Raw genomic sequence first — 25653 nt, 5'->3', positions numbered from 1 at the left:
ACCTTCAAAGGTTTCCAACAGTTTGATGGATTCTCCCTGACGCTGCCACAGTTGAATCGTGTTGTCTTCACTGCTCGATGCCAAAAACTGACCGTCGGGACTAAAACGAACGCTGTGAATCTGGTCTTTGTGGGCGCGAATGGTTTGGATTAGCCTTCCGTTGAGCTTCCAGAATTTTAAGGTGGCGTCCCCAGCACTGACGACAAATTGACCTTGGGGATCGAAGGTAACAGCATTCACGTCTTGGGTATGTCCTTTGAGGGTCGCCACTAAGGTGCCATCGAGCCGCCACAGTTTCACGGTATCGTCGCTACTCGAAGAGGCCACCAGTTGACCGTCGGGGCTAAAACTGACATCGAGTACCAGACCGTGATGACTCGATCGCGAATCGCACTTTTTCCCCTTCGCCAGATCGGGCGTGGTTTCGGTATCGACAAAGGTGCGAATCAGTTTTCCCTCTCGACTCCAAAGCTTCACCGTACAATCTTCACTACCCGAGACGAGGTATTGACCATCGGGACTGAAATTGAGTGCGTAGACTTTATTGCGATGACCTTTGAGGGTGGTGACTTGAGTTCCGTCGAGTTGCCACAACTTGACGGTTGAATCCCAACTCGCAGAGGCTAGAAGTTCGCCATCGGAACTGAATCGGACTTTGGTGACCGGTTCCTCATGATTGAGCTGGCGCATGAAAGCACCGTCAGCTTCCCAAAGTTTGACTGTGCGATCGGTACTGGCACTGGCGATGGTTTGACCGTCGGGACTGAAGCTCACATCCCAGACGCTATCCCGATGCCCTTCGAGACGATTGCGCTCTTTGACGTGGTAAAGAGATTGTAATAAAGCCGTCGCTAATCGTAACTCATATATAGAATCAGTTTTCTTCAAGTTCTTCCAATGTTGCCAAGCCCTCAGACTTTCGAAAACAGCATAAAATTTTTGCTCATTCAATGATAATAAATCGATACTTAGGGTTTTCTCAATAAGTTCTAAACGGTGTTTTTCCTTTGCAAGATACTGTCGTTTAACTTCAACTCTTCTCCAAGATATACTCGTTATAATCGAAACTAAAATCAGCCAAATAATTCCTAACAAAAGGAGTCTGAGTTTATTTCCTTGCTGCAAAACTAACATTTGGCTTTGTTTGCGATCTGCCTCAGCTTTAGCCAGCTTTTCAATTAAATTGACCTCATTGTGCTTGCGAATCGATGAGGCAATGTAGTCGTGTACCAGTTGGTAGCGTAGTTCGCCCTTGCCGGAAACTTCCTGTACCAATCCCGAACCGGTGCAGACGGTGAGTACCCAATTGAGGGGGGAGATGGGGGCAGGGGAAAAAGATGACACGGGGACGCGGGGACGCGGGGAGGCGGAGAGAAGAGAGACGGAAGAGGCAAGGGTGGAGAATTGTTCTTCTTTGATGCCGAGTTTCTTGAGGTCTGCGGCTAATTCCGATCGCGTTTTTGCCGGTCGAAACTTCTTCTCATCCGTGAGTAAAAACAGCACCAACTCGGCCACCGACCGATATTCCCGACCGCAATCGTCTACCACCCGAGCCAAATAGCGCCGCACCAGGGCTTTTTTAGGCCCGCGCTGCCGATATTCCGCCAGGGTGGTAATATTTTCTTCCTGTAACTGCGCCCCCACCACTTGCAGTTCGATGGGGCGAACTTTGCCGTACCCGGCATCTAAATCCGCTACCAGCGCATCGATTAAATCCGGTTGGATGGGGAAATTTGCCCGTTCCGTCTGTTGTGCGATTATGACTTTCGCCTCATCGGAACTAAAATTACCGATTTTGTAGAGGACGTGACGGCTGAGGATGTCGTTGTCGATACGATCGAATCCCGGTCGGTTCAGCAGGTGGTGCAGGTAGTCCCGGCGCAGGGAAAACATGAGTTTGAGTGATAGCACTTCCATCGCTTTTCCCAAAAACTCAAATAGGGGATTGCGCAGGTTTCGCCGGGAATACTGGAAAAAGAACTCCTCGAACTGGTCGAAAATCAGCACCGTCAGCAGGTTTCGTTCCTCGTTTTCCCGCAACTGCGCCAAGATTGCCGCCTCTGACTCCAGGGGCACTTCCGGGGAAATACCCCGTTCCGCCAGCGCCTCCCCCAGCAACCGTCCCAACTCCCCCAGCCAGTCTCGATACGATCGCACCACCACTGGGAGGGCATCCCGATAGCCGATGGGTTTGCGTTTCAGTGCCGGAACCAATCCCCCCGTTACCAGAGAACTCTTCCCCACACCGGAGTAGCCGTAGAGAACCGTCACCTTGCTGTGGTTGTCCCCGACTCGCTTCACCAGTTCGTCTACATCCGGCTGCCGTCCCGAAGCGATGATTTCCGGGGCGATGGTTTTCGGGTAAGAACGATTCGAGGCTTCCCCCAACTGGGCCTCGCGCCGCGCCTGGAGTCGTCCCGCCCCCAGAAATGCCCGCAAGCCGAACTGCTGCTCGATGGAACGCCGTTGTTGCTTGTACTCGAAGGCTGTCGGGTAGTTCCCCACCTCATAGTATCCCGATCGCAATGCTTCCAAAATCTGGACGTACAGTTCCGGTTCAGACTCCGGCTGCATCTGGGTGAGGGCTTCCTCTAGGTTCGCCAAACTCTGTTGACGTTCCCCCAACTGCTGCCGCGCCGTTGCCAGGAGAAACAAATATTCGCTGCGATGGTAGGACGGGGTTGAGGATGAGGATGCTCCCGATGCCAGTGCTGACAGTGCTTCCCGAGCGAACTGCCGCGCCTCTTGCCACTTCTGGTTCTCGATCGCCACCCGCGCCAGAAACCCGAGCGATCGCGCCCGTCGGAAGGGGTTATCGTAGGTTTGGTGGAGTGCTAACGCCCGCCTTCCCAGGGTTTCCAGATCATCCGGGCGTTCCAGCCGTTGCAGCACGTCCCCCACGGCATTGATAAACTTCGCCACCAAATCCGATCGCCCAGCCGCCTCAAATCCCGCCACGCATCCCTCGAAGTACTGCCGCGCCCGATCGCATCCCGTCTCGAACTCCCGGCGATCGCGCACTGCCCGATTTCGCCACCAGACTCCCAAACAGTAGCGCAAACAGGCTTCCCGTTCCCAATTCCCCAGTTCTCGCCACAGCGTCAAACTTCGATCGAAATGCTGCCGCGCCTCCTGGGCTAAGGGGTCTGCTGCCCGACCCAATAGAAATTCTAAATCTGCCTCCAGAGTTGCGTCCAGTTCGAGATCGCGATCCCCATTTCTTGCCTGGGTTAAATCCCGCTGGGCGAAGGTAAATTCCGCCCCCGAAAGCATCTGTGTCGCCCTATTTTCTCCCGCATCATCGATAAATCGTTCTGCTCCCATCTCCAGCATTCGATCGAATTGGAAATCGGCTGTTTGTCGCACCCATGCGATTAATTCATCCGGTGCAATTTTAAATCGCTTGGTCGTACCGAAACTCTCGAAATTCGGCGCATTCTGCATTAAGCTTTCGAGAGTGCGATCGTCGAGCCAAATCAGAATTGTAAACCGGCAGCGCTGGCGAATTTCCTCCCGACTTCGATCGGTCACCCCCCAGAAGCGATCGAGTTCCTCGACTTTCTCCAAACCCAGTACAACTAAAATCTTTGGGACATCCTCGCCCAATGCTTCCTCGATTTCCCGTAATAAACTCTGGCTGCGTTCTCCTAATTCAATCTTCCGAATTTCTCCCTCGTAAATGTCGTGCAATCGCGTCATTAATTGATGGCGAAATTTGATATAATCACAATGAGATAATATCAGCTTAAACTGACCTTCAGACATTTCTATCGCCCAACTCAGTTGTTGCAGCGATCGTTCGTTATCCGCCGTCAAATTAATTTGAGAATCCAAGTTCGTATTCTCAGGAAAATCCGAAATACTCATAGAATTTCGAGGAGGCGAACGGCTTCCAGTTGCTAGCACACCTCGATATTGTAGCAAACCTAATAGATTGTAGAAACGTAGGATGTATTAGAAGGCGATCTATTTTGCGATCGACCAAAACTTAAAATCCGTATTCATGCATCAAAAATAAATTCGACTATAGAGGATTCTGGGATTCAAGCCAAACCCTCAAAAATTCAGTACACTAGATTGTGAAAGTTTCTATTATCGAGAATCGGCGATAAATAGCTATGTCTTTCGACACTTATAACAATATTGCTCAAGTTCTCCAAGAATATCAGATAACTTTATCAAAGGCTGGGGACAATGTTTAGACGAACTGGTTGCCATACCAAAAATAAATGATTTTGGAGACCGACAAACTCTTCATAAAATCGTCACTAACGTACAAGTTTTGCAATTTAGGAAACTCAAATTGAACACCTTTACCAAAGAAATTAAACTCTACACAATATACGATACAGAGCGCTTATTATCTGCCGTAAATTATGTTTTTAATTGCTGTGAATAAGACCTTGTAAAACTTGAAAAATGGAAAATAAAAATAATTCTTAACTGATAGCAAACCCATCATACTGCCGGAGAAAAGGCGAGTGATAGGCGAGTACGATATCTTGTTTCGGTACCCCCAAATCGACTAATTCCAGCGCAACCCCAACTTCCGTTCCGTCATATTGAATCCAAAATTTTTCCCCAATAATATCAATATGCACGATCGCCCCAAAAATGCGCTGATTTCCATCCCATCCCGCATGAAATATTTGGTAGCGATCTCCTTCAGAATCGAAGCACTGACAAACTTCAATTTCACCCGGAAAAGGTTTGATGTGAGTGTAGGGTTCGAGTACCTGTCGAACGAGTTTGCGATAGCGAACTAACTTGTCTGTAGCGATTAATTTATCCATTCTACGATTGCCTCCGTTTCTGGCTCGAATACAATCAGTTTGATTTGATAGGTTTGAAGACTGAGTTGGGGTAAATCTCGTCGAAAAAAAGTTCGATATATCTCTTCGGTAATAGCTAAATATAACGTTCTATCGGGCTGTTTAACCTGTAAAACAGCTCGATAGTTTAAAAACTGCCCCAACGCTGTATGAAACTCCGATATTGCAGAAGGGCGGAGAAAACTCTTCACCTCTACGGCAATTTTCTCGCGATCGCGTTCGGCAGTAATCAAGCGTTCTGCGGCTAAATCGATTCGCAGTTGGTCATCTCCAAGCCGCAAATACAGCGGGTCGTCAGTTATGCTCCAATTCTCCTTTTGTAATGCCGATTTTACCGTTTCGTGGAATATATCTTTTGCCGACATATCAATATTTTATCGAGATTCTTAGAATCGAGGATTTAATAGACTTCTGCGATTGCATGAGGTCTGCTGATTCCCCGAGGGCATCGTATAGACGACGTGGCAGTGCAACTTCGTCAGCCACTCTCCGCGATCGATAAATAAGTATTCCTGCTGGGGTCGTCCGAAGGGTTTCGGCAGGTTATCCACTCGATCGAGATTATCCACGATCGCTACCAATCCACGCTTTCCCTGCTTCTGCAACGCCGCGATCGCCGGTTCGAGCAATTCCCGATTAATCGCTTCGAGTAACTTCGAGGTTTGCGGCCCCAAATACTGATTCAGCTTCTCTCGCAACCCAGCATCGCTTTTTGCCTGGGCGGTGAGTTCCCCAATCCCAAAAGAGAGCGAAAACTTATCGTCTTTGCTGGTAAACCCCACATCTCCCACGCCGGGAATCTTACCCTTGAGGCCCAAGATCTCTGCGTTTAACACCCGCGTCGCCCCCTCTAGCAACGCTTTGAAACCACTGGGTTCTTCCAGGTTGAGGGCTTCGAGTTCTTGAGCGATTCGACGGGCGATCGCCAAAAATACATCGGCAATGTCCACATCCGTGATCTCCAAGTCCTTATCTGACTCGAAATAGATGACTAAAAATCCATCCCGTTCCAACTCCGTTTTCAGCTTCAGCAACTCTGTCGATTTCCCGCAGCCGATATGCCCGGTAAACAGGGTACAGGTGGGTTCGTCCGGTGAAAAAAAGGTGATGCGCTGCTTAATTTTATCGACGATCGCCCCCCCGCGCACCGAGGAAAAATCAATATAATACTGCCGATCTTCGGACTTCTCTACATTCAAAGTGCGACTGGGATCGGTGGCTTTAAAAAATTTCCGTAAATCCAATGTCATAAACGATTTGGCTTAGCGATCGATTCTTAGAGTCAGTGTATCCAACGCTTCGGGGTTTGTCTGTTTCGGGATCTCAATTCGATCGAACTTCCCGTGCGGCGAGCTTTATCTAGGGACGCGGTAGCGCTAGACTCAGTAGAGTTCGATCGCATGAAAACGACATGGCAATATTACACGGTAGCTGGCTGAGTGCACCTCGAGGCCGTCGTTTCTTCATTTGGGGGGAAACTTGGCGGCGACTCGAACAGCTCGATTCTCCCATTCCCGATGCCATGTCCTCCCATCCTTTCGGGATGAATGCCGGAGAACTTCAAGAATTCCTGACAACATTACGGGTCGATCGTCGCCTCAGTTATTCAGTACTCGCCGATGCCATCGACCCCCCGAAAAAAGGCAAACGCCGCAGCTCAAGCCATCCGAATCGCTGGCAATCGATCGCCATCGCCCTCCCCACCCAAATTCTCGATACCGGAGAACGCATTCCCCAACACTCTGCGGCCGAACCGGTCTCGGAACTCACCCCCGTTCCCTGGCAAGTGGAAGGATTGTGCCTGAGTCCAAAAGAGGCGATCGACGTTTTGCAAACCTTACCCTTAGGGGGCATTGCCGACACCGAAACCTTTATGGGAGCAGATCTGCGCTTCTGGTCTCACGTTGCCCGGTGGACGCTGGATTTGCTCTCGCGGCGAAAATTCCTCCCTGGTATTGCCCGTACCGCCGATGGGGATGCGATCGCCTGCTGGCAACCCTTACTCGATAGCGGTATCGATCGCGATCGCCTGGGACGCTTCGCCAAACAGATGCCCCCCACCTGTTTGAGCTATTTCGACCCAGCAACCCTCGACCCAGAGTCGATCGCCACTTTCGCCGCCAATTTTACCCCCGGCAACGCCCAACTCAACATCCCCCTACCCCAAGACGTACTGCGGGACTTTCTCCAGGGAAGCATCGACGCGCAAGTGCGGACTCTCTCCGACGACACCGAACCCACCGTCAGTGGCGATGTCGGAATTTGGCTGAAAGCCCTCACCACCCCAAAGACCAGCCCCACCCTCAAACCCAAAACTGTCGAAGCCCTAGAAACGGTAATCTCCACCTGGATCGCCCCCGTCGCCCCCTACCTCGCCGGACAAAACCAGTTTCGCACTTGTTTTATCTTGCAACCGAGTCACAAACGGGATTGGACTTTGGAATACGTCCTCCAAGCCGCCGACGAACCGGATTTCCTCATCGGCGCGAAAGTTGTGTGGAGTCACGCTGTCGAACAATTTAACTATCTCGGACGCACCATCGAACGTCCCCAAGAAACCCTCCTGAGTGGTTTGGGTCTCGCCTCGCGTATGTATCCTCCCCTTGAGGAAAGCCTGCAAACCCAGCGTCCGACTTCATGTCGTCTCACACCCATCCAAGCCTACGAATTTCTCAAAAGTATGGTGTGGCGGTTCCAGGACAGCGGTTTGGGGGTGATTCTGCCCCCCGGTCTCGATCCCGAAAATACCACCGGTCGGCTGGGGTTGAGCATTCGCGCTGAGTCTCCGGGCAAACGCCGCCAAGGGATGGGTTTGCAAAGCTTGCTCGATTTTAAGTGGGAACTGACCCTCGCCGGACGGCGCATTTCAGCGGCCCAGTTCGAGGAACTGATTACCCAAGGCAGTCCGATCGTCGAAATCGATGGAGAATGGGTGGAGTTGCGACCGGGGGACGTGCGGGCGGCCCAGGCGTTTTTGCGCGAACGTCAAGACAAAATGTCCCTATCCCTCGAAGATGCCCTGCGCATGAGTTCTGGGGATACCCAGGTGGTGGAAAAGCTGCCGGTGGTCAGTTTTGAAGCCAGCGGTCCCCTGGAGGAGTTGATGTCGGTGCTGATGGGGAATACCACCCTCGAACCCGTGGATGCACCGGAGGCATTTCGCGGGGAGTTGCGACCCTACCAGGCACGGGGGGTGGGCTGGCTGGCTTTTCTGGAACGCTGGGGATTGGGGGCCTGTTTGGCCGACGATATGGGTTTGGGGAAAACCATCCAGACGATCGCCTTTTTGCAATACCTCCAGGAAAAAGGAACCCTCGACGCGCCGGTTTTGTTGGTGTGTCCGACTTCGGTGTTGGGCAACTGGGAACGGGAGGTGAAGAAGTTCGGTCCCTCTCTCAAAACCCTCGTCCATCATGGGGATAAGCGTTTGAAGGGGAAAACCTTTGCCAGTACGGTGGCGAAGAAAAACTTGGTAATTACCAGTTTTTCTTTGGTATACCGGGATTTGAAAGATTTGCAGAAGGTGGACTGGCAGATAACGATTCTCGATGAGGCCCAGAATATTAAAAATGCCTCGGCGAAGCAATCTCAAGCAGTGCGGGAGTTGGAATCGACTTTCCGCATTGCCCTGACGGGAACGCCGGTGGAGAACCGCCTCACGGAATTGTGGTCGATTTTGGATTTTCTCAATCCCGGTTATTTGGGGGGACAAAACTTTTTCAAGCGTCGGTTTGCCATTCCCATTGAAAAGTATGGGGATACCGCTTCTTTGGAAACGTTGCGATCGCTGGTACAACCGTTTATTTTACGTCGCCTGAAAACGGATAAAACCATCATTCAAGATTTACCGGAAAAACAGGAAAGTGCGGTATTTTGTCCGCTATCAGCCGAGCAAGGACGGTTATATCAAAAAGTGGTGGATGAGTCTTTGGGAGAGATCGAATCGGCTGAGGGAATTCAGCGCCGGGGTATGGTTCTCTCGCTACTGGTGAGGCTTAAACAAGTGTGCGATCATCCCCAACTTTTAGAACTTTCGGCAAAGGGGTCAAAATCGAAGGCAAAACCGTCAATCGCCGATTTTGAGTCGTTTGCGAAATCCTCTGGGAAATTGCAGCGTTTGGAGGAAATGCTCGAAGAGTTATTATTAGAGGGCGATCGGGCGTTGATTTTTACTCAGTTCGCTCAATGGGGTAAGCTTCTGCAACCCTATCTCGAACGGAAATTCGGGCGGAAAATTCTGTTTTTATACGGTTCGACGCGCAAAAACAAGCGAGAAGAAATGGTCGATCGATTCCAACACGATCCTCAAGGACCGCCGATTATGATACTGTCGATTAAAGCGGGGGGAACGGGGTTAAATTTGACCCGCGCCAACCACGTGTTTCACTACGATCGCTGGTGGAACCCGGCGGTGGAAAATCAGGCAACCGATCGAGTGTTTCGCATCGGACAAACCCGCAACGTACAAGTTCATAAATTTGTCTGTACGGGAACTTTAGAAGAGAAAATTCACGATTTAATTGAAAGTAAGAAAGCCCTTGCCGAACAAGTAGTGGGGTCTGGAGAAGATTGGTTGACTGAACTCGATACCAATGGATTGCGGAATCTGCTATTACTCGATCGGAATGCGGCGATCGAAGAAGAAGAGTAGAGGGGTGTAGGGTGGGTAATGGCGGCGATAGTATATTTCTTTCGATCGCGCTTCGTCATCAGTTTATTGACACGATTGAAACAATAGGTTGTTTCTATTCCTCATTCCCGATTCTCTATTCCCCTTTTCTTAGAAATTTATAATCATCTATAACCGTTTGAAATAAAGAGAATTTATTCATGCAAAGCCAGGGAACGAATTACGAGATCGATTCAGATCGAGAATGGTGGGTGCAGCAATGGCTGGCCCTTCTCGATAAATATCGGTTTAAAAAGCGCTTGGAACGAGGTCGAAATTACGCCAGACAGGGAAACGTCCTCAATATTGACTTTGAAGGGGATAAAATCGTATCTCGCGTTCGAGGTAGCGAACCGGAACCTTACGAACAATCTTTATGGGTGGAGACGTTTACCGATGAAGATTGGGATTGTATCGTCCAGACGATGTCGGAACAGGCAATTTTCTCGGCAAAGTTAATGGCTGGGGAAATGCCGCAAAATATCGAGGATGTATTTGCCGCCAACGGATTGAGGCTGTTTCCCTTTAAGCTTTCGGAAATTCGCTCTCGGTGTAGCTGTCCCGACAAAGCAAACCCCTGCAAGCACATCATTGCCGTGTACCATTTGCTCGGCGATCGATTTGCTGACGATCCGTTTGTATTATTTCAACTGCGCGGATGCAGCGGCGAACGAATTATTGCGGCGTTGCGACGCATTCGTGGTGAAGAGGCAACAGATGTAGAAGCGGGGGAATCTGGCTCAACGGCGAAGGTTGAAACTCCCATCGATCTCGAGCGGTTTTGGCACTACGATTCCCAACTCGAATCTTCTTTAGTCGTTATCGCCCCCCCAGCAGAAAGTAGTACGATTTTAGATGTTTTGGGAACAGCAGCCCTGGCTAAAGGCGCGAAAACGAATGGAAGATCGTCCGCTGCTGCGGCGGAGGCGGTCAAAAACGATCTCGATCGCATTTACCAAACTGTCAGCCAAGGAGCGATGGGAAGGGCGATGGAAATTAAATCGTAATAGATATGGGGACCCAAAAGGGTTACAGGGGAAGGGTTAAAGGCCAAAGGGGGAGATAAATTAATGAATAGATTTGAGAAAAGTTGATTTTTTTCTCTATGGTTTAAAGGTTATAAATCGTTTTAACGAAGAAGTTAGTTTCGATAAAATTCAAATTAGAAATGTCTGAATCACAAGGGTGAGATCCAGACATTTAAGAGTTATAATACCTATGAGGAAGTGTGGACAATTGACCCTGAATATTAGCGTCCGCTACCTCGATAAGGGACAAGTTCCGACACATTTTGTGCTTCAAGACTTATAGTTTGGTAGATGGAATCGTTAGACTGGATACTGGCAGAAGTGGCACTCGCCATTTGAGCGTTTGCAGCTAAACCAGTGAAGAAAAGACCAGAGATGAAAAGGGTTCCATAGATGCGCATAATTAACGTTCCATGTGTGAGCTTCTATTTCTGGTTACGTTGCTATGGCTATACAATCCGGAGCAAAGTTTGGAAGAATTTAAAATTCAGTATTACTACGTATGATTCTTTAAAGCGATCGGTCATAAATACAGAGAAATACCGTCTGCTTGTGTAAAGGGTGCGATCGCCTCGCCTTTCCATCTCGATTTTGAAGCTCGAAAACCCAAAAAAAAGCCTGCCGTGGCGGCAGACTTCTTCGGTGTACCCAAAATTTAACCGATTCTCGAGCTGTGGCTTAAACCGAGCCTCCCGCAGCCAACACGCGAGCGCGAGAGCGTTTGAGATTCTTTTTGGCTTGCAATTGCTCTTGCTTGGTTCCCGTCTCAGAGCGGTTGAATTGAGCTTGAGCGTCCTCGTACTCTTGCTGAGCGGCTTTGAGATCGATATCTTCGCCCGGTTCGGCTCCATTGACCAAAATCGTGACGCAATCTTCTTCAACTTCAGCAAAGCCTCCCATTAACGCGATCGGCACCCATTCTTTATCGGGGCGCACGCGCATCACGCCAATATCAAGAGCCGTGAGTAAGGGAGCGTGACCGGAGAGAATACCCAGTTGTCCGGTGGTGCTCGGTAAAATGATTTCTTGAGCTGTATCGTCCCACACCGTGCGGTCTGGAGCAATCACGCGAATATTTAAGGTCATAGGTCGATGATATGGATGTGACGATCGAAAGCGATGTATTGAAGCGAGGTGGAGTTGCGAATCGAAAGTAATTCGAGAACGAACCCTTTGCGATTCGCAATTTTGATCGGGTTATCGAGGGGAGTATCGATAACTTATGACTTCATTTTCTCGGCTTTGGCGATCGCCTCGTTGATATCGCCCACCAGGTAGAAGGCTTGCTCGGGCAGGTCGTCGAGTTCGCCCGAGAGAATCATGTTGAATCCCTTGATGGTGTCTTCGAGTTTGACGTACTTACCCGGAGAACCGGTGAAGATTTCTGCCACGAAGAAGGGTTGAGACAAGAAACGTTCGATCTTCCGAGCGCGAGCCACGATGAGGCGATCGTCTTCAGAGAGTTCGTCTAAGCCCAAAATGGCGATGATGTCTTGCAGTTCCTTGTAGCGCTGAAGGGTTTCTTGCACCGCGCGGGCCGTGTTGTAGTGCTCTTCACCCACGATATCCGGCTGCAACATGGTCGAGGAGGAATCGAGGGGATCCACCGCCGGATAAATTCCTTTCGCTGCCAACGCCCGAGACAACACGGTGGTTGCGTCGAGGTGAGCGAAGGTGGTCGCCGGTGCGGGGTCGGTCAAGTCATCAGCAGGCACGTACACTGCTTGAATCGAGGTAATCGAACCTTCAGTGGTCGAAGCAATCCGCTCTTGCAGGTCGCCCATGTCCGTACCCAGAGTCGGCTGATATCCCACCGCAGAGGGCATCCGTCCGAGGAGTGCGGATACTTCAGAACCCGCTTGCACGAATCGGAAGATATTATCGACGAACAGCAGCACGTCTTGCTTGTTCACGTCGCGGAAGTATTCAGCCATGGTCAAAGCCGCCAAACCCACACGCATTCGGGCTCCGGGCGGTTCGTTCATCTGACCGTATACCAGGGCCACTTTCGAGTTGCTGCGCTCGTCTTTATCGATCACCCCGGATTCGATAAATTCGTTGTAAAGGTCGTTTCCTTCGCGGGTGCGCTCGCCCACGCCGCCAAACACGGACACACCACCGTGGGCTTTAGCGATGTTGTTGATCAGTTCTTGAATCAGCACGGTTTTGCCCACACCGGCACCACCGAACAGACCGACTTTACCACCCCGACGGTAGGGAGCGAGCAGATCGACCACCTTAATCCCCGTCTCTTGGATCGAAGGTGTGGTTTCCAAATCCGTCAGTGCGGGAGCCGAACGGTGAATGGGGAAGCTTTCCTCAGCATTCACATCGCCGAGTTGGTCTACGGGTTCGCCTAATACGTTAAAGATGCGACCCAAAGTCGGCGTACCCACGGGGACGTTAATCGCCGTACCGGTATCGACCACTTCCATACCTCGCACGAGACCATCGGTGGAACTCATGGCAACAGCCCGCACCTGGTTATCGCCGAGGAGCTGCTGCACTTCACCGGTCACGGATACATCTTGTCCGGCCGCATTTTTTCCTTCGATTTTTAAAGCGTTGTAGATTTGCGGCATCTTGCCGGCGGGGAACTTCACGTCTACAACGGGCCCGATTATCTGGGTGATATAGCCGGTACTTGTCTTCTGGGCGGTGGTGACCATGCTTGAGATTTTCTGTAAATAATCTAAAGTTTTCGTCGGTAGCGGAAACTACCGTTAAAATATGCCAATTCTAAGAGTACCACTGAATTGACCGGGATAAATGAGCGATCGGTTCTCGGAGCGATCGGTGTGGGGAAGATCGGAGAGTATCGAAGTCGAAATGCAAAATTCGGAATGATGTCTGATGTGAATTCGCTTCCCAAAATAACGCGAATCCGCTCAAGTTTATGACTTATGGGATTGGGAGAGCACCTGAGATTTCGATCGAGTCCGGGTCAAATTGAATTCAGATCGTGCATGAATTGGAAAAATCTCTCAGCCACGATCTCGACCATTACTTGTCCCGTTTAGCTACAACTACAGTTGATATCAAGATTCGAGCAATCGAGGTTTTCAAAACCTCTAACTCGATGCGCTCGTATAAAAACGCAGGGCAAAATTCCAAAACATTCGCGAGGCTTGCAACAGGGCGATCGCTAAAATTACTGCCCCCACAACCCAGGAAATTTCCCCGCGTCCGAGCAACACTTCCGAGGGAACAGTAGTGAGGAATGCCACGGGAACGATAAAGGTAAAGAAAAATCGATAGGCTGCCGGGTACGCCACCATAGGGTATCGCCCCGCATCGAGGAGTCCCCGCAGCACTTCGGTGACGTTATAGATTTTCACGAACCACACGCTGGTGGCACTTAAAATAAACCACAGGGCGTAGAGACTGACCGTGCCAAACAATAAAGGCGCGATCGCCAAAACGTAGCGATCGAAGCCCAACCCCAACTTTCCCCCGGCATAACCGATGAGAATGCCGCCAAAGATAAAATCCGGCAAACCCCAGGGGGAAATCGTGCGCGTAGACAGCCAAAATTGGGAACTGATGGGTTTGAGGAGGATAAAATCCAAGGTTCCCTCCTGGATGTGGGTGACGATGCGATTGAGGTTGGGAATCAGACAGGTTTGGGAAAAGCCTTGCAGGAGGGTAAACACCCCCAAAACAACCGTCGCTTCTTCCCAACTCCAGCCCTCAAAGGTATAGCCGGTCCGGTAGAACAAAAATAAACCGAACAAGCTACCGACGAGATTGCCCAAGCTACTCAGACTGGCCAGGAGGAAGTTGGCGCGGTACTCCAATTGGGCGGAAATCGATGCCCCCCAGAACAGTTTTAAAATTTGCCAGTATCGTTTCATACCGCCTCCTCCCATTCCGAATTCCGACTGTTGACTGCCGACTTCCGCACGTCCCCGATTAATGTCCGCGATGCACGGTTTTCACCCACTTCAAACGTTTGGGACGCACCGAAACCCGCGCGGTGGTGGCTGCCATCACGGCAAACCAGTGCAGCATGTACAACGTCCCTCGAAGCGTTTGCCAGAGAGCTTGCCATAAGTGCAGGGGTTGGTTCTGAACCCGGCGAACCTGCCGCAAACCCAGCCACATCCCAGCCACGGAAACGCATACCGTCAAACTGGTAATGGGGGCGAGCATCGGCATCTGACGGCGCAAGATCGCCATGAATAAGTCAGGAATGGCAGCGGTGGGGAGGAGATACATGGTGATGAAAAACACCCCCGTATCGATGGTTTTGCCCCATCCCATGCGATTGCGGGAAATCAAGCGCCAGTAGTCTAAATAGCGCTGGTAGCCACCTTCTGCCCAACGGGAACGCTGGTGCCACAGGGCAACCGCATCGGTGACTCCTTCTTCGCCGACGGTGGGGAAAAAGGTACAGTCGATATCCCACCCATCCAGGTGCAAGCGCAGGGTTAAATCCAGATCGTCAGTAATCGTTTCTTCGTTAAAATAGCCACAACTGGCTAGGGCTTTTCGCCGTACGAACTGACCGTTTCCTCGCAATTCTCCGATGCCGCCCGCTGCGTGACGTTGCTGTTGCAAGAAGGCATCGAAAATCATTTCTGTCGCTTGACCCTGCGTCCAGAAATTTTTGCTGGCATTGGAGATGGCTTTGCGCAATTGTATCGCACCCACTCGGGGTCGATCGAATTGGGGAACCACTCGCCGCAGCAAATCCGGACTCACTCGCGCGTCGGCATCGAAAACCGCCAGAATCTCCCCCTTAGCCAGTTGCAGGGCCTGGTTTAAAGCGCCGGATTTACCACCACTGGCTTCGGCGGTTCGATGGAGAACGTTGAGGCGATCGTATTTGCCGACGAGTTCTTTCAAGACTGCTGTGGTGCCATCGCTGCTATTATCGTCGATTATCCAAACTTCGTAGCGATCGCTCGGATAATCGAGATGGCAGAGTCGTTCGACGAGGGAAGCGATTACCGCTTCTTCATTTTTGGCGGCGACGAGGACCGAAACGGACGGCCACTCGGTTCGTTCTCCTTCTGGTAAGGCAGCCACGGCGGCTTTGGGGGTTGCTAGAAAAAAGCGCAACGTATGAACGGTCAGCAAACTTGCCAACCCCAGAACCAGAGCCGACCCCCAGGGCAGAAAATATAGTAAGATCGTCCCCAGCCAGATCGCCATCAAAACCGTTGCGGCTTTGCGGCGTCGTCCGGCATACCCTCGATAAGAGCCGGCCGGCACGCTTAATTCATCCATCGATTCTTCCGCCTGCTGGGTATTGCCAAAAAGAATCGATGCTAGTGGCTCGAAATTCCGATCGGAATCGTCTTCGGACCAAGAATTTGCCCTCATCGGCTGCCACCCCCCCAAACCCGGCTTGTGGATGAGATGGAGTCAACCGTTAACTGCTGCCAGAACCCAGTCTGGGCCCGATCGGATATCTGCTTCATAGTCTCATTTAATCGGTGAGAATCTCAAAATTTCCAGTTGTAAACTGAAGGTTTATAACTGTTAATCCATGTTGCGTTTTGTATCCCTATTGTATCGAAAAGGGGGATCCCCCCTGGAAAATCCGCAAATTTTCCCCATTGAAGCCCGATCTTAAACTTTTGCCAGACGGTCGGGCGATCGTGGGTAAAATGTAGGAGCCTAATTACGCGATCGGCACTTGCTCGTCGCCCGTCGCCCGATCTCCACGGGCCGATCGCATCTAAAGCGGTGAAACCATACCGTCACGTACTATCCGAGCCAAGTTGTAAAGGGACGCTTTCTTACAATGTCTACCTCTTTAGAGCAACTGAAACCCGCTCCCACTGCCAAAGTCGGGATTTACTTGCCCTACTACAAAAGTAACAATCAGCGCACCGCTCTCCCTTTGGTCATTAGTCTCTACGATCGAGGTTCCCTCGAAGGGGAGCGAAAAATTGAAGGTGGAAAGAATATTCCCTTCGTCGCCACCTGGAGTGTTTCTACGTTGCCCGCAGATATGACGCGGTGTCGCCTCCAGTTCGATGGCAATGCCGATCTGAGCTATGAAATCACCATGGCGAACTTCGAGTTTATCAACTACTTAATTGAGTTGCTCATTATCTTCAAACGATCGCGGGTGGTTGATTTTTCTCGACGTTTCTACACTAAGCTACTACGGTATGATGACTAGCATCAGTCAGCCAGATTGCCAAAACGATCCACTCGGGAGGAGACGAATGTGCCACAATCCACAAAATATTTACTAGTTGGCTCGAGCGAAGCCTATAGCGGGAAGTCAGCGACGATTTTGGGTATCGCCCACCAACTCAAAGCGCGGGGCATCGATTTTGCCTACGGTAAGCCTTTGGGAACTTGTCTGAGTGAGTCTCCTGACGATGAGATGGATGAAGATGTCCGGTTTCTGACGAGTCTCCTCAAGCTGCCCCCGAATCGGGTGAAACCGACGCTGCTCTCCCTCAATGCCGAGACCATCGAAAAACGCCTGCTCCAGCAAGATACGACGGATTACCAAAATGCCCTAGTGGAGTCTTACCTCGAAGGGGACTCGGAACTCGTACTGCTTGAAGGACCGGGAAATTTAGAAGAAGGGGGTCTATTTAACCTCTCCCTCACCCAACTGGCAGGGGCGATCGATGCGCGAGTTATCCTGGTGGCTCGCTTCCACTCGGTTTTGTTGGTCGATTCCCTGCTCGCGGCAAAACGGCGTCTGGGCGATCGCCTCGTCGGTGTTGTGATTAACGACGTGCCGAGAACGGAATTTGAAACGGCGCGGACGCAACTCCAGTCATTTCTCGAAGCTGGGGGGATTCCGGTGTTGGGTTTGCTCCCCAGTAGCGAGTTGCTGCGCAGCGTTAGCGTCGGGGAAATCGCCCACCACCTCAATGCAGACGTTCTGTGCTGTGCCGATCGCCTGGATTTGATGCTTGAAGGCATTCAAATTGGGGCGATGGGTGTCAATTCTGCGGTGCAATATTTCGCCCAAGCTCGCAATATGGCAATCGTTACCGGAGGAGACCGAGCGGATATTCAACTTGCGGCCTTGGAAACCCCCGCTCACTGCCTGATTTTGACCGGACATATTACGCCTCCGCCTCTGGTGCTCAGTCGCGCGGAAGAGGTAGAAATTCCAGTGCTCTCGGTAGAGCTAGATACCCTGCAAACCGTGGAGCAGATCGATCGGACTTTTGGGAAAGTGCGCTTGCATGACTCGATTAAAGTCGAATACGTGCGGCAAATGATGGCGGAACATTTCGATCTCGATCGGCTTTTAGAGTCTTTGGGTCTGCAATCGGCGATCGCATCTTCTTAAATTGGGTTCGGTCTGGCATTAGTTTTTAGGATTCCCGAGTGGAATGCTCCGTCCATGTCTCAGAAAAACGAAACGGCAACCCTGGCAATCGCCTTGTTGGTCACCCTCGGATTACTCTGTGGCGGTGTCTGGCTGTTTAGAGGGCAACTGGGTCAACTGTTTTCTCAATCCTCTGACTCTTCAGTTCGAGATGCGACCGAGAGTCCGAAAACCGGTTCCGCTGCTGGTCTCGATGCGATCGACTTATCGGATTTCGCTCAAGTTTCAGGTGTGCCGACAGGGGTGTTTAACTACGGGGGAAGTTCCACCTGGGTTCCCCTACGCCAAACCGTTGACACTGTCATTCGCGGGGAGCGCTCGGATTTTGAATTGCGCTATGTCAATCCTTTAGATGGGATTCCCAGTTCTGGAAGCGGGATTCGGATGCTGCTCGATGACCAACTGGCATTTTCCCAATCGTCGCGACCTCTTAAAGATGAAGAATACGATCGCGCTAAGCAACGAGGCAGAACCCTAAAACAAGTTCCCGTAGCCATCGACGGGATCGCAGTGGCCGTTAATCCCGAATTAGATGTGGCAGGTTTGACGATCGCTCAACTCAAACAAATCTACACGGGAAACGTTACCAATTGGAATCAAGTGGGCGGCCCAAACCGACCCGTCGTTCCAGTGTCTCGCTCTCCCGAGAGTGGGGGAACGGTGGAGTTTTTTATCGAAAACGTCCTGGGTGGTGAAGATCTCGCCCCCGATGTCAAACTCGTCCCCACCACCACTCAGGCATTACGCGAAGTGGGAAACAACCCCGGCAGCATCTATTACGCTTCAGCTCCGGAAGTAGTGCCTCAATGTACCATTAAACCCTTGCCCGTCGGTCGTTCTGCCAATAACCTGGTTCCGCCCTACCAAGAACCTTTAGTCCCATCTCGAGCCTGTCCCGATGTTCGCAACCAGCTCAACGCGGCAGCATTTCAAAGTGGCGACTATCCCATTACCCGCCGATTGTTCGTGATTATCAAGCAAAACGGTCAAATTGACGAACGGGCGGGAATTGCCTACGCCCAACTCCTACTCACGGCTCCAGGTCAAGAACTGATACGCCAAGCGGGATTTGTCAGTATTCGCTAGAGGGAGATCTAGACCCTCTAGCGAATTGCCTACGCGCAACGCTTACTCTCCAAGCAAGGTCAGCAACTGATTGCCGAAGCGGGATTTGTGAGTATTCGCTAAGGACCGAAGCTGGGGAGAAATTACCCCGGCGGCTGAGATTTCCCGGGTTCAATTGTCAGCAATCGCAGCGGCCAAACCGCACCCGGTGCTTTACCCTGAAAAGATTGCTCGGCTTCGATGGTGAAATTGTTGCCAATAACTGTTTGGGCGATCGAGTCGATCCCTTCTTTATCCCGGCAAGAAATGTAGCACGCGAGATACAGTTTGCTGCCATCGGTGGGCAAACCTTCCGTAAAGTTTGGATATGACGTTTCGTCAGATTTCTCGTCCTCATCATCGGAAAACTCATCAAATACGTTGCTGACTTCGTATAGCGATGGTGAAGCATCGTAGTAGCGGGGTAAAGAATACTCAACGTATTTTTCCGGGGCAAAATAGACCACCGTATCGCTGGGTGTAACATTCTCTTCCAGGACGCGAGCGAGACCTTGCCAGTCATCGCGATACAGTGTGCTGTAGTAGTAGGTTAATCCACCACCGACGGCCAAACTATACAGCAAGACGAGTGCCACGGTGAATTGCGGCTGCCAACGCCAAAGCTGGCTGAACCCGACGGCGATCGCCATTAAAAAATAGGGAACAATAAACAGCAAGTATCGAGATATCCAGATTTCTCCACCGAGAAAAAGAGTTGAGCCTAAAAATAACGCGACGGAGGGGAGAAAAGTCCAAATTAAAATTAAGTTCGTGCGCCCGATCGCATTTCCCTTGAAAATGGCAAAAACGAGCAGTAAAAAAATAACTAACGTAAAAGCTTTGTAGAATAAACTCAAGGCAGAATTACCCAGAACTAAATTCAACGGCCAAAATACCGTCAAAGATACAAGTTTGCTCACAACAGAGGTAACACTATCTGCGATCGTCGAGATGAAGCTAACACTCGCACTCGCACTCGCTTCGCCTCCTCCATTGGTCCGCGGTTCTAGATAGCCTTGAATTGACGGTAAGTAACTGATGGTAACCGTCGGCAGTAATCCCAAAACGAGTAAACCGAGAGCCGAGATAAAAGCCCGCAGCCACTTGCGCCATGGTTGGAAAAAAAACAGAAAAATGACGATATCGGGTAACAGCAGCAGAATGGTGAGTTGGAAGGTTAAAACATTCAAGAGTCGGCTGACAGACCACAGGACCAGCCATTTTCGGCTCGGCCGATCGAAAAACTCAACTAAGGCAATGGTTCCCAATAAAGATAAAAAAATCACAAGAGAGTACATTCTGACCTCTTGTGAATGATTGATAGCGATGGGAGAAACAGCGAGTAATAGGGTAGAAACGAGGGCAATATTTCGATCGGTCAGTTGCCTTGCAAGGTGATAAGTGAGAACTAGACTACCGATACCAAAAATAAGAGAGATACTTCTGAGCCAACTATCGCTTTCACCAATAATCGTCCAGAGCTGTAGGAGTAGAAAATAAATGGGGCGCGGATTCTCAATCCCTAAGTTATCCGCACGATAAAGACTATTCATTTCGTCAATCCACAGACTTTCTGTATTGAGCTGATAGAGCCTGAGGAACGATCCAATAAATAATATCAAAGATAATATTTCGACGTGTTTCGATCTCAAAAATTTCATGGACGACTACCAAGTATAGCTCGTAGGGGAAGTAGTTGCACCCGCTCTCATCGAGATTATGCAGATTCATCTTAGTCTATTGGAGAGTGCTTACTCCAGCAATAGACTGATGAAATACATATTCTAGAGATTGGTTGGGGTTACAGAAAAAACCTACTCATTATACTCAAGGGTACAGCACGCAATTGAATATTAAATGGGGTTCCGTTTTTTCACCCCATAGATGAAATCTCAACTTTACTGAGACTTCAACTAGTTTAACTGAAGATTTGACATAATTTTCTCTTGCCCAAAAAAATCAGCGCTTTTCTATTTCGAGAAAAGCTGTCTTCAAGCATTAAGTGTCTTGAGCCTCTTGTCATTATCGGCATGAGAGAGTGAAGCAATTGATTGATTTGATGTAGGGAAAGCTACGTTATCGTAGATTTCCAACATCTTGTCGATTTTGACATTCCAATCAAAGTGCTCGATCGCGCGCTGATATCCAGCCTCACCCATTCTTTTACGTTTATTGGGATTTTGAGCTAAGTCTAACATCGCATCGGCGAAACCCCGAACAAATTCTTCTCGAGAAGACGGCTCTACTAAAATGCCACATTCTTCATTGATATAGTCGACCGGTCCTCCCCACTTCGTTGCGATGGTTGGCAGTCCCATCGCCATCGCTTCAAGAACAACCGCCCCCCCACATTCATAGAGACTCGAAAGCACGAAGACATCAGAATCACTCAAATGATGGGCGCAGTCTTTTTGAGAGAGCCAACCAGAAAATTTAACCTTGGATGGTGTGGATGGGTTGTCGCTCGTCAGACCTAATTCTTTTGCTTGTTGTTCGAGCTGCTCTCGTTGTAAACCCTCTCCAATAATCTCTAATTCTGCGGACACCGAGCCGATAATTTTGGCAAAACCCTCGAGCAAGAGATCGACTCCTTTCCAGTCAACTAAGCGACCTACATAAATAAACTTAACAGGTTCGTTTTCTCGGCTTCGAGAACGTTCGCGATTCGAAATTGATTCTCGATCCCACACGGAAAAGTCAATCCCATTTTCCACTAGTTCGAATAGCTGACCGGTAACGTTTTGAGGTAACGCCATTTTCGTTCGAGAGTTAGCATAAACTAAGGCTTCAGCTTCGAGCTTTCCCGGAAAAACCTTATTGGCTAAATCGGATAAAAACTGATTGATTGGAATTAACCAAGTAAATAAATTACTCCACTTGTGTCGAAATGCGGGTGGATACTGCATTCCGCCATTCATCGGTCCGATAATGACTGGAACTCCCATCTCAAAAAGAATAGAGGGTTCTTTGGGAGAAACGGGAAAGGGTTGATGAATCAGATCGATTTTTTCAGTTTTGATAATCTCTTTCGCGATTTTCTTTTGGACAATTTGAGTAAAAAGGCGAATGATGTAACCTAAGGTAAAATGTGCCAGTCTTTTGGGGAGGTATTTTGAAAGCTTATTGCATTGGCGCATTAAAAAAGTATCTTCAACGAAATAAATTCTCTCAAAATCACAATCTTCAAACTTTTCCCTCAGCTCGCTTCGAGTGCGCTCGTGAACGCACAACCAAGCGTCAATTTTTCGCTGCCTTAACAGTCGAAAAAACATAAAAGGTAAAGCGGCTTCTCCTCCAAATTTTAAAGAAGCATGACTGGCCATGATTAAGACCCGAATTCCGTTACGATATTTGTCGGATGTCATCATATTTTTTATGACAAGAGTTCTCGATACTGCTACTGTCCGGACTCAAATGTCGCGGATCTTTCTTTCTTAAAGTATACTCACCCATAGAGACCTTAAGGCGTTTCGATTAAATTAAGGTAACTCTTTGAAGATATTAGCATCAGGAGTCATTCGATCGTATTGCTAGACCGAGTGAGTAAAATTACCTTGATGGATGCAAATCTAACATTAGAAAAAGGGATCGGTTCGCCGATTTTAAACCCAGTGTTACTACAGAGGAATATCCTTATAGTTTGGCGAATCAATTTTCTCACCCATCCGAACAAGATCTCGATTTCTGAAGATTTAAGGATGGGGATAATGTGCACTGTAAGAGAGTGACCAGAAAACTTGAGTAAATTCACTGTCAGTATAGTTATAACAAATATCAAGCTGTGAGAGGGGGCACTCAGGTGTCACTATTGTAAAGATTCAGATTGGATTTTAAATATCGATCGAAATGCAGCTAACTGATAAAACTTGCACAATCCCGATCTGATGAGGGGTTAAGGGGGCAATATTTGAGCTGTTGCTGATACTTCTGGACCACTCAAACACGCTGCGATGGGGAGGAGGCTCAGCTTACAGTAATAGGGGCAGACGATCGATTGTCCACCCCTATTGGGTATCCGTAGTCAATCCGATCTATAACAAATGCTCGAATCGGTCAGATCGACGGGTCAGAATTGGAAAAGAATCCAATGGGATTACAGGATGAAGGCGATGTCCGCTTCGCTAATCAGGGATGCATTTACACCTTGTAGGGTGATGGACGCACCGCCTGCTTGGATTTGAGTATCGGCATCGATTTGAGTAATCGTCAAATCGCTGAAGGTGAAGCCCGCTTCTAAGCCGAGGATATCTACACCATCCTCGAAGTCGGTGATGATGTCGCTGCCATCGTTGAAGTTAAAGTCGAAGCGATCGCCGCCCAAACCACCAGTGAGCACGTCATCGGCCAGATTACCCGCTAAGACATCGTTACCCGATCCGCCAATTAGCGTGTCGTTTCCTTTGCCACCATAGAGCATATCGTCATTTGCTCCACCATCGAGGACGTCCCGGCCGATATTACCAAAGATAACGTCGTTTCCAGCGCCACCGGTAATACTGTCATCACCGAGGTTACCGACCAGAGCGTCGTTACCGTCGCCACCATCTATGACGTCGCTACCTTGACCGCCAAAGGCAATGTCAGCACCATCACCGCCTGTCATAAAGTCAGTTCCGGCATTTCCAAACATTACATCGTTGCCGTTACCACCGTTGACAATATCATTTCCAGGACCCGCAGCGATGACATCATTACCTTCATCACCATCGATCGCGTCGTCGCCTTCACCAGCAAATACGCTATCGCCGCCAGTACCACCACCAATAAAGTCGTTACCAGTGCTACCGTTAATAAAATCATCACCGACACCACCGGCAAGGTTGTCGTCGCCGCCACCTCCGTCAATGGCATCGTTTCCAGCGCCACCATCAATTAAATCGCCAGTTTCGCCGCCAGAGAGGACATTATCAGCATCATCACCGGGGACGGTATTGTCTGTGGTGGGTGGTTCGGGCAATTCGGGGAAGTTGAGTTCGAGGGAGGTTTCGGTGGTATCAGTGCTACCGCCACCAGTGCTACCAGCATCGGTATCGGTTCCACTACCAGTGCTACCGCCACCAGTGCTACCGCCATCGGTATCGGTGCCACCACCAGTGCTACCACCATCGGTGCTACCGCCATCGGTGCTACCGCCATCGGTGCTACCGCCATCGGTGCTACCGCCATCGGTGCTACCGCCATCGGTACCGCCATCACCGCCATCACCGCCATCGGTGCCGCCATCGGTGCCGCCATCAGTGCCGCCATCAGTGCCGCCATCAGTGCCGCCATCAGTGCCGCCATCAGTGCCGCCATCAGTGCCGCCATCACCGCCATCGGTACCGCCATCACCGCCATCAGTGCCGCCATCACCGCCATCGGTACCGCCATCACCGCCATCCGCAGCGGTAGTAAAGTTCCAAGTGGTGGCATCGGCAATTCCTGCGAAGTCATTACCCGCAAGGTCTGTCACAGCACCATCTGCGATTTCGACATAGTAGGCAGTCCCGGCAGTCAGGTCTGCGGCGGGGTTAATGGTGAGGGTTGTTCCATCGATGGTGGCATCACCAACGGGAATGGTTTCCACTACCGAGTCATCCGCAGCATTTTTGATGGTGATATTTCCGGTACCGGCTTGGATAGCTTCACTGAAGGTGACGACCAAGTTAGCACCGACAGCTACATCTGCACCATCATCGGCTGGGGTGAAAGTGGCTACTGTGGGGGCTTCAGTATCGGGGGCAGCAGCAGTGGTGAAGTTCCAAGTGATGGCATCGGCAATTCCTGCGAAGTCATTACCCGCAAGGTCTGTCACGGCACCCGCTGCGATTTCGACATAGTAGGCAGTGCCGGCAGCCAGGTCTGCTGTGGGGTCGATTGTGAGGGTCGTTCCAGCAATCGTGGCATTGGCAACGTCAATGGTGTCCACCACCGAGTCATCCGCAGCATTTTTGATGGTGATATTTCCGGTACCGGCTTGGATGGTTTCGTTGAAGGTGACGGTCAGGTTGGCACCAACGGCGACATCCGTAGCATCATCGGCTGGGGCGAAAGTATCTGCTGTGGGGGGTTCGGCATCGGCATCTGGGAGCAATTCAAACCGAATAAAGTCTACCCGCGCGCCATCTCCTGCATCTCGAGTCCCGTTAATTGCAATTACATCACCATCTGCAATAGTAACGTTCTCAAAAACTTCCGTGCCTTGCTGATCGTTGTCATCGTTAAGGTTGATGGTTCCAATCGCAGTTCCACCAATCTCAAGGTCGATGATTCCGTTGCCTGCATTGTCATAGTAGCCAACCGTCACTTTATACTGACCGTCGGGACCAATCTCGTCATTAGTAAAGGTCTTCGTTGCCGTCGCTGTATTCTGACCATCGTTATTTCTTCCGTCAGCGTCAAAGACACGAATGAAAGTCTCTCCATTGACATTACCTGCCTGATAAACGTTGTCACCTTGACCAATGTCATCAAAGTTACCAACAACACCATCAATTTCAAAGACATCACCGGGATTAACAATAGGGTCCATTTTAGAAATCTCCTTCTTTTGATTAGATTGGGCTAGAAAAATGAGTGGGGGAGTTAGACTAACAGCAAAATTGCAGCGAGTCCTTTGAGTGAATGAATTTCGATCGCTTTCAATCCAACACTCAGTGATGTTCGTTCGGTGTTAGATATCAGCTCGATGTCTTTCCTTTTGTTCGGATCGTTTCGGTCGGATTC

The 25653-nt window shown here is 50.0% G+C and carries 17 protein-coding genes; 5 read left to right on the top strand and 12 right to left on the bottom strand.

Translation table 11 applies throughout. From position 1 onward, the window contains the following. The 4 genes from AC2215_RS21805 to AC2215_RS21790 all read right to left on the bottom strand — a co-directional run. Nucleotides 1-3867: WD40 repeat domain-containing protein (locus tag AC2215_RS21805; protein ID WP_486812121.1), on the bottom strand; the 3867-nt coding region annotated here is incomplete at its 3' end. 572 nt (nucleotides 3868-4439) lie between these two features. Then, complete coding sequence (locus AC2215_RS21800) at nucleotides 4440-4793, bottom strand: element excision factor XisI family protein (protein WP_486812120.1); 354 nt, start codon at nucleotides 4791-4793, stop codon at nucleotides 4440-4442. Further along, entirely contained in the window at nucleotides 4781-5197 is a 417-nt protein-coding gene (locus AC2215_RS21795; RefSeq protein ID WP_486812119.1) for a XisH family protein, read from the bottom strand. Before AC2215_RS21795 ends, AC2215_RS21800 begins: the two co-directional genes overlap by 13 nt. Before the next feature lie 21 nt (nucleotides 5198-5218). Continuing rightward, nucleotides 5219-6082, bottom strand: a complete 864-nt coding sequence (locus AC2215_RS21790; protein WP_486812118.1) for a hypothetical protein — start codon at nucleotides 6080-6082, stop codon at nucleotides 5219-5221. A gap of 161 nt (nucleotides 6083-6243) precedes the next feature. Between AC2215_RS21790 and AC2215_RS21785 the strand changes: the two genes are divergently transcribed. Together AC2215_RS21785 and AC2215_RS21780 are read left to right on the top strand one after the other, a co-directional pair. Further along, complete coding sequence (locus tag AC2215_RS21785; protein ID WP_486812117.1) at nucleotides 6244-9483, top strand: DEAD/DEAH box helicase; 3240 nt, start codon at nucleotides 6244-6246, stop codon at nucleotides 9481-9483. A 179-nt stretch (nucleotides 9484-9662) separates the two neighbouring features. After that, nucleotides 9663-10508, top strand: a complete 846-nt coding sequence (locus tag AC2215_RS21780) for an SWIM zinc finger family protein (protein ID WP_486812116.1) — start codon at nucleotides 9663-9665, stop codon at nucleotides 10506-10508. 242 nt (nucleotides 10509-10750) lie between these two features. On the opposite strand, the gene patX is transcribed toward AC2215_RS21780, so the two are convergent. From patX to AC2215_RS21755, 5 genes are all read right to left on the bottom strand, one after another. Continuing rightward, the gene (gene patX / locus AC2215_RS21775; protein WP_486812115.1) at nucleotides 10751-10930 is read right to left on the bottom strand and encodes a heterocyst-inhibiting protein PatX; all 180 of its coding nucleotides are present in this window, start codon (nucleotides 10928-10930) and stop codon (nucleotides 10751-10753) included. A 277-nt stretch (nucleotides 10931-11207) separates the two neighbouring features. Further along, the gene (atpC, locus tag AC2215_RS21770) at nucleotides 11208-11615 is read right to left on the bottom strand and encodes an ATP synthase F1 subunit epsilon (RefSeq protein WP_486812114.1); all 408 of its coding nucleotides are present in this window, start codon (nucleotides 11613-11615) and stop codon (nucleotides 11208-11210) included. 134 nt (nucleotides 11616-11749) lie between these two features. Next, complete coding sequence (gene atpD, locus AC2215_RS21765; RefSeq protein ID WP_486812113.1) at nucleotides 11750-13198, bottom strand: F0F1 ATP synthase subunit beta; 1449 nt, start codon at nucleotides 13196-13198, stop codon at nucleotides 11750-11752. Between the two features lie 402 nt (nucleotides 13199-13600). Beyond that, nucleotides 13601-14383, bottom strand: coding sequence for an ABC transporter permease (locus tag AC2215_RS21760; RefSeq protein WP_486812112.1), 783 nt, complete (start codon nucleotides 14381-14383; stop codon nucleotides 13601-13603). Nucleotides 14384-14441: 58 nt separating this feature from the next. Next, nucleotides 14442-15857, bottom strand: coding sequence for a glycosyltransferase family 2 protein (locus AC2215_RS21755; protein WP_486812111.1), 1416 nt, complete (start codon nucleotides 15855-15857; stop codon nucleotides 14442-14444). A gap of 424 nt (nucleotides 15858-16281) precedes the next feature. On the opposite strand from AC2215_RS21755, the gene ebsA reads away from it, so the two are divergent. Genes ebsA through AC2215_RS21740 form a run of 3 tightly spaced genes read left to right on the top strand, consistent with a single transcriptional unit; the run spans nucleotide 16282 to nucleotide 18930 of the window. Continuing rightward, on the top strand, nucleotides 16282-16665 hold the full coding sequence (ebsA, locus tag AC2215_RS21750) for a type IV pilus biogenesis protein EbsA (RefSeq protein WP_486812110.1): 384 nt from the start codon (nucleotides 16282-16284) through the stop codon (nucleotides 16663-16665). A gap of 48 nt (nucleotides 16666-16713) precedes the next feature. Then, nucleotides 16714-17805, top strand: a complete 1092-nt coding sequence (locus tag AC2215_RS21745) for a phosphotransacetylase family protein (protein ID WP_486812109.1) — start codon at nucleotides 16714-16716, stop codon at nucleotides 17803-17805. A 54-nt stretch (nucleotides 17806-17859) separates the two neighbouring features. Continuing rightward, nucleotides 17860-18930 (top strand): PstS family phosphate ABC transporter substrate-binding protein, encoded by a 1071-nt coding sequence (locus AC2215_RS21740; RefSeq protein ID WP_486812108.1) that lies wholly within the window; start codon nucleotides 17860-17862, stop codon nucleotides 18928-18930. Nucleotides 18931-19052: 122 nt separating this feature from the next. Here AC2215_RS21740 and AC2215_RS21735 read toward each other — a convergent pair whose 3' ends face one another. From AC2215_RS21735 to AC2215_RS21725, 3 genes are all read right to left on the bottom strand, one after another. Further along, nucleotides 19053-20501 (bottom strand): glycosyltransferase family 39 protein, encoded by a 1449-nt coding sequence (locus AC2215_RS21735; RefSeq protein WP_486812107.1) that lies wholly within the window; start codon nucleotides 20499-20501, stop codon nucleotides 19053-19055. A 438-nt stretch (nucleotides 20502-20939) separates the two neighbouring features. Continuing rightward, complete coding sequence (locus AC2215_RS21730) at nucleotides 20940-22316, bottom strand: glycosyltransferase family 4 protein (protein WP_486812106.1); 1377 nt, start codon at nucleotides 22314-22316, stop codon at nucleotides 20940-20942. A 725-nt stretch (nucleotides 22317-23041) separates the two neighbouring features. Further along, the gene (locus tag AC2215_RS21725; RefSeq protein WP_486812105.1) at nucleotides 23042-25459 is read right to left on the bottom strand and encodes an Ig-like domain-containing protein; all 2418 of its coding nucleotides are present in this window, start codon (nucleotides 25457-25459) and stop codon (nucleotides 23042-23044) included. Between the last annotated feature and the right edge of the window lie 194 nt (nucleotides 25460-25653).

Source organism: Zarconia sp. (assembly GCF_057467645.1).
This window is presented reverse-complemented; position numbering and strand designations above follow the sequence as displayed.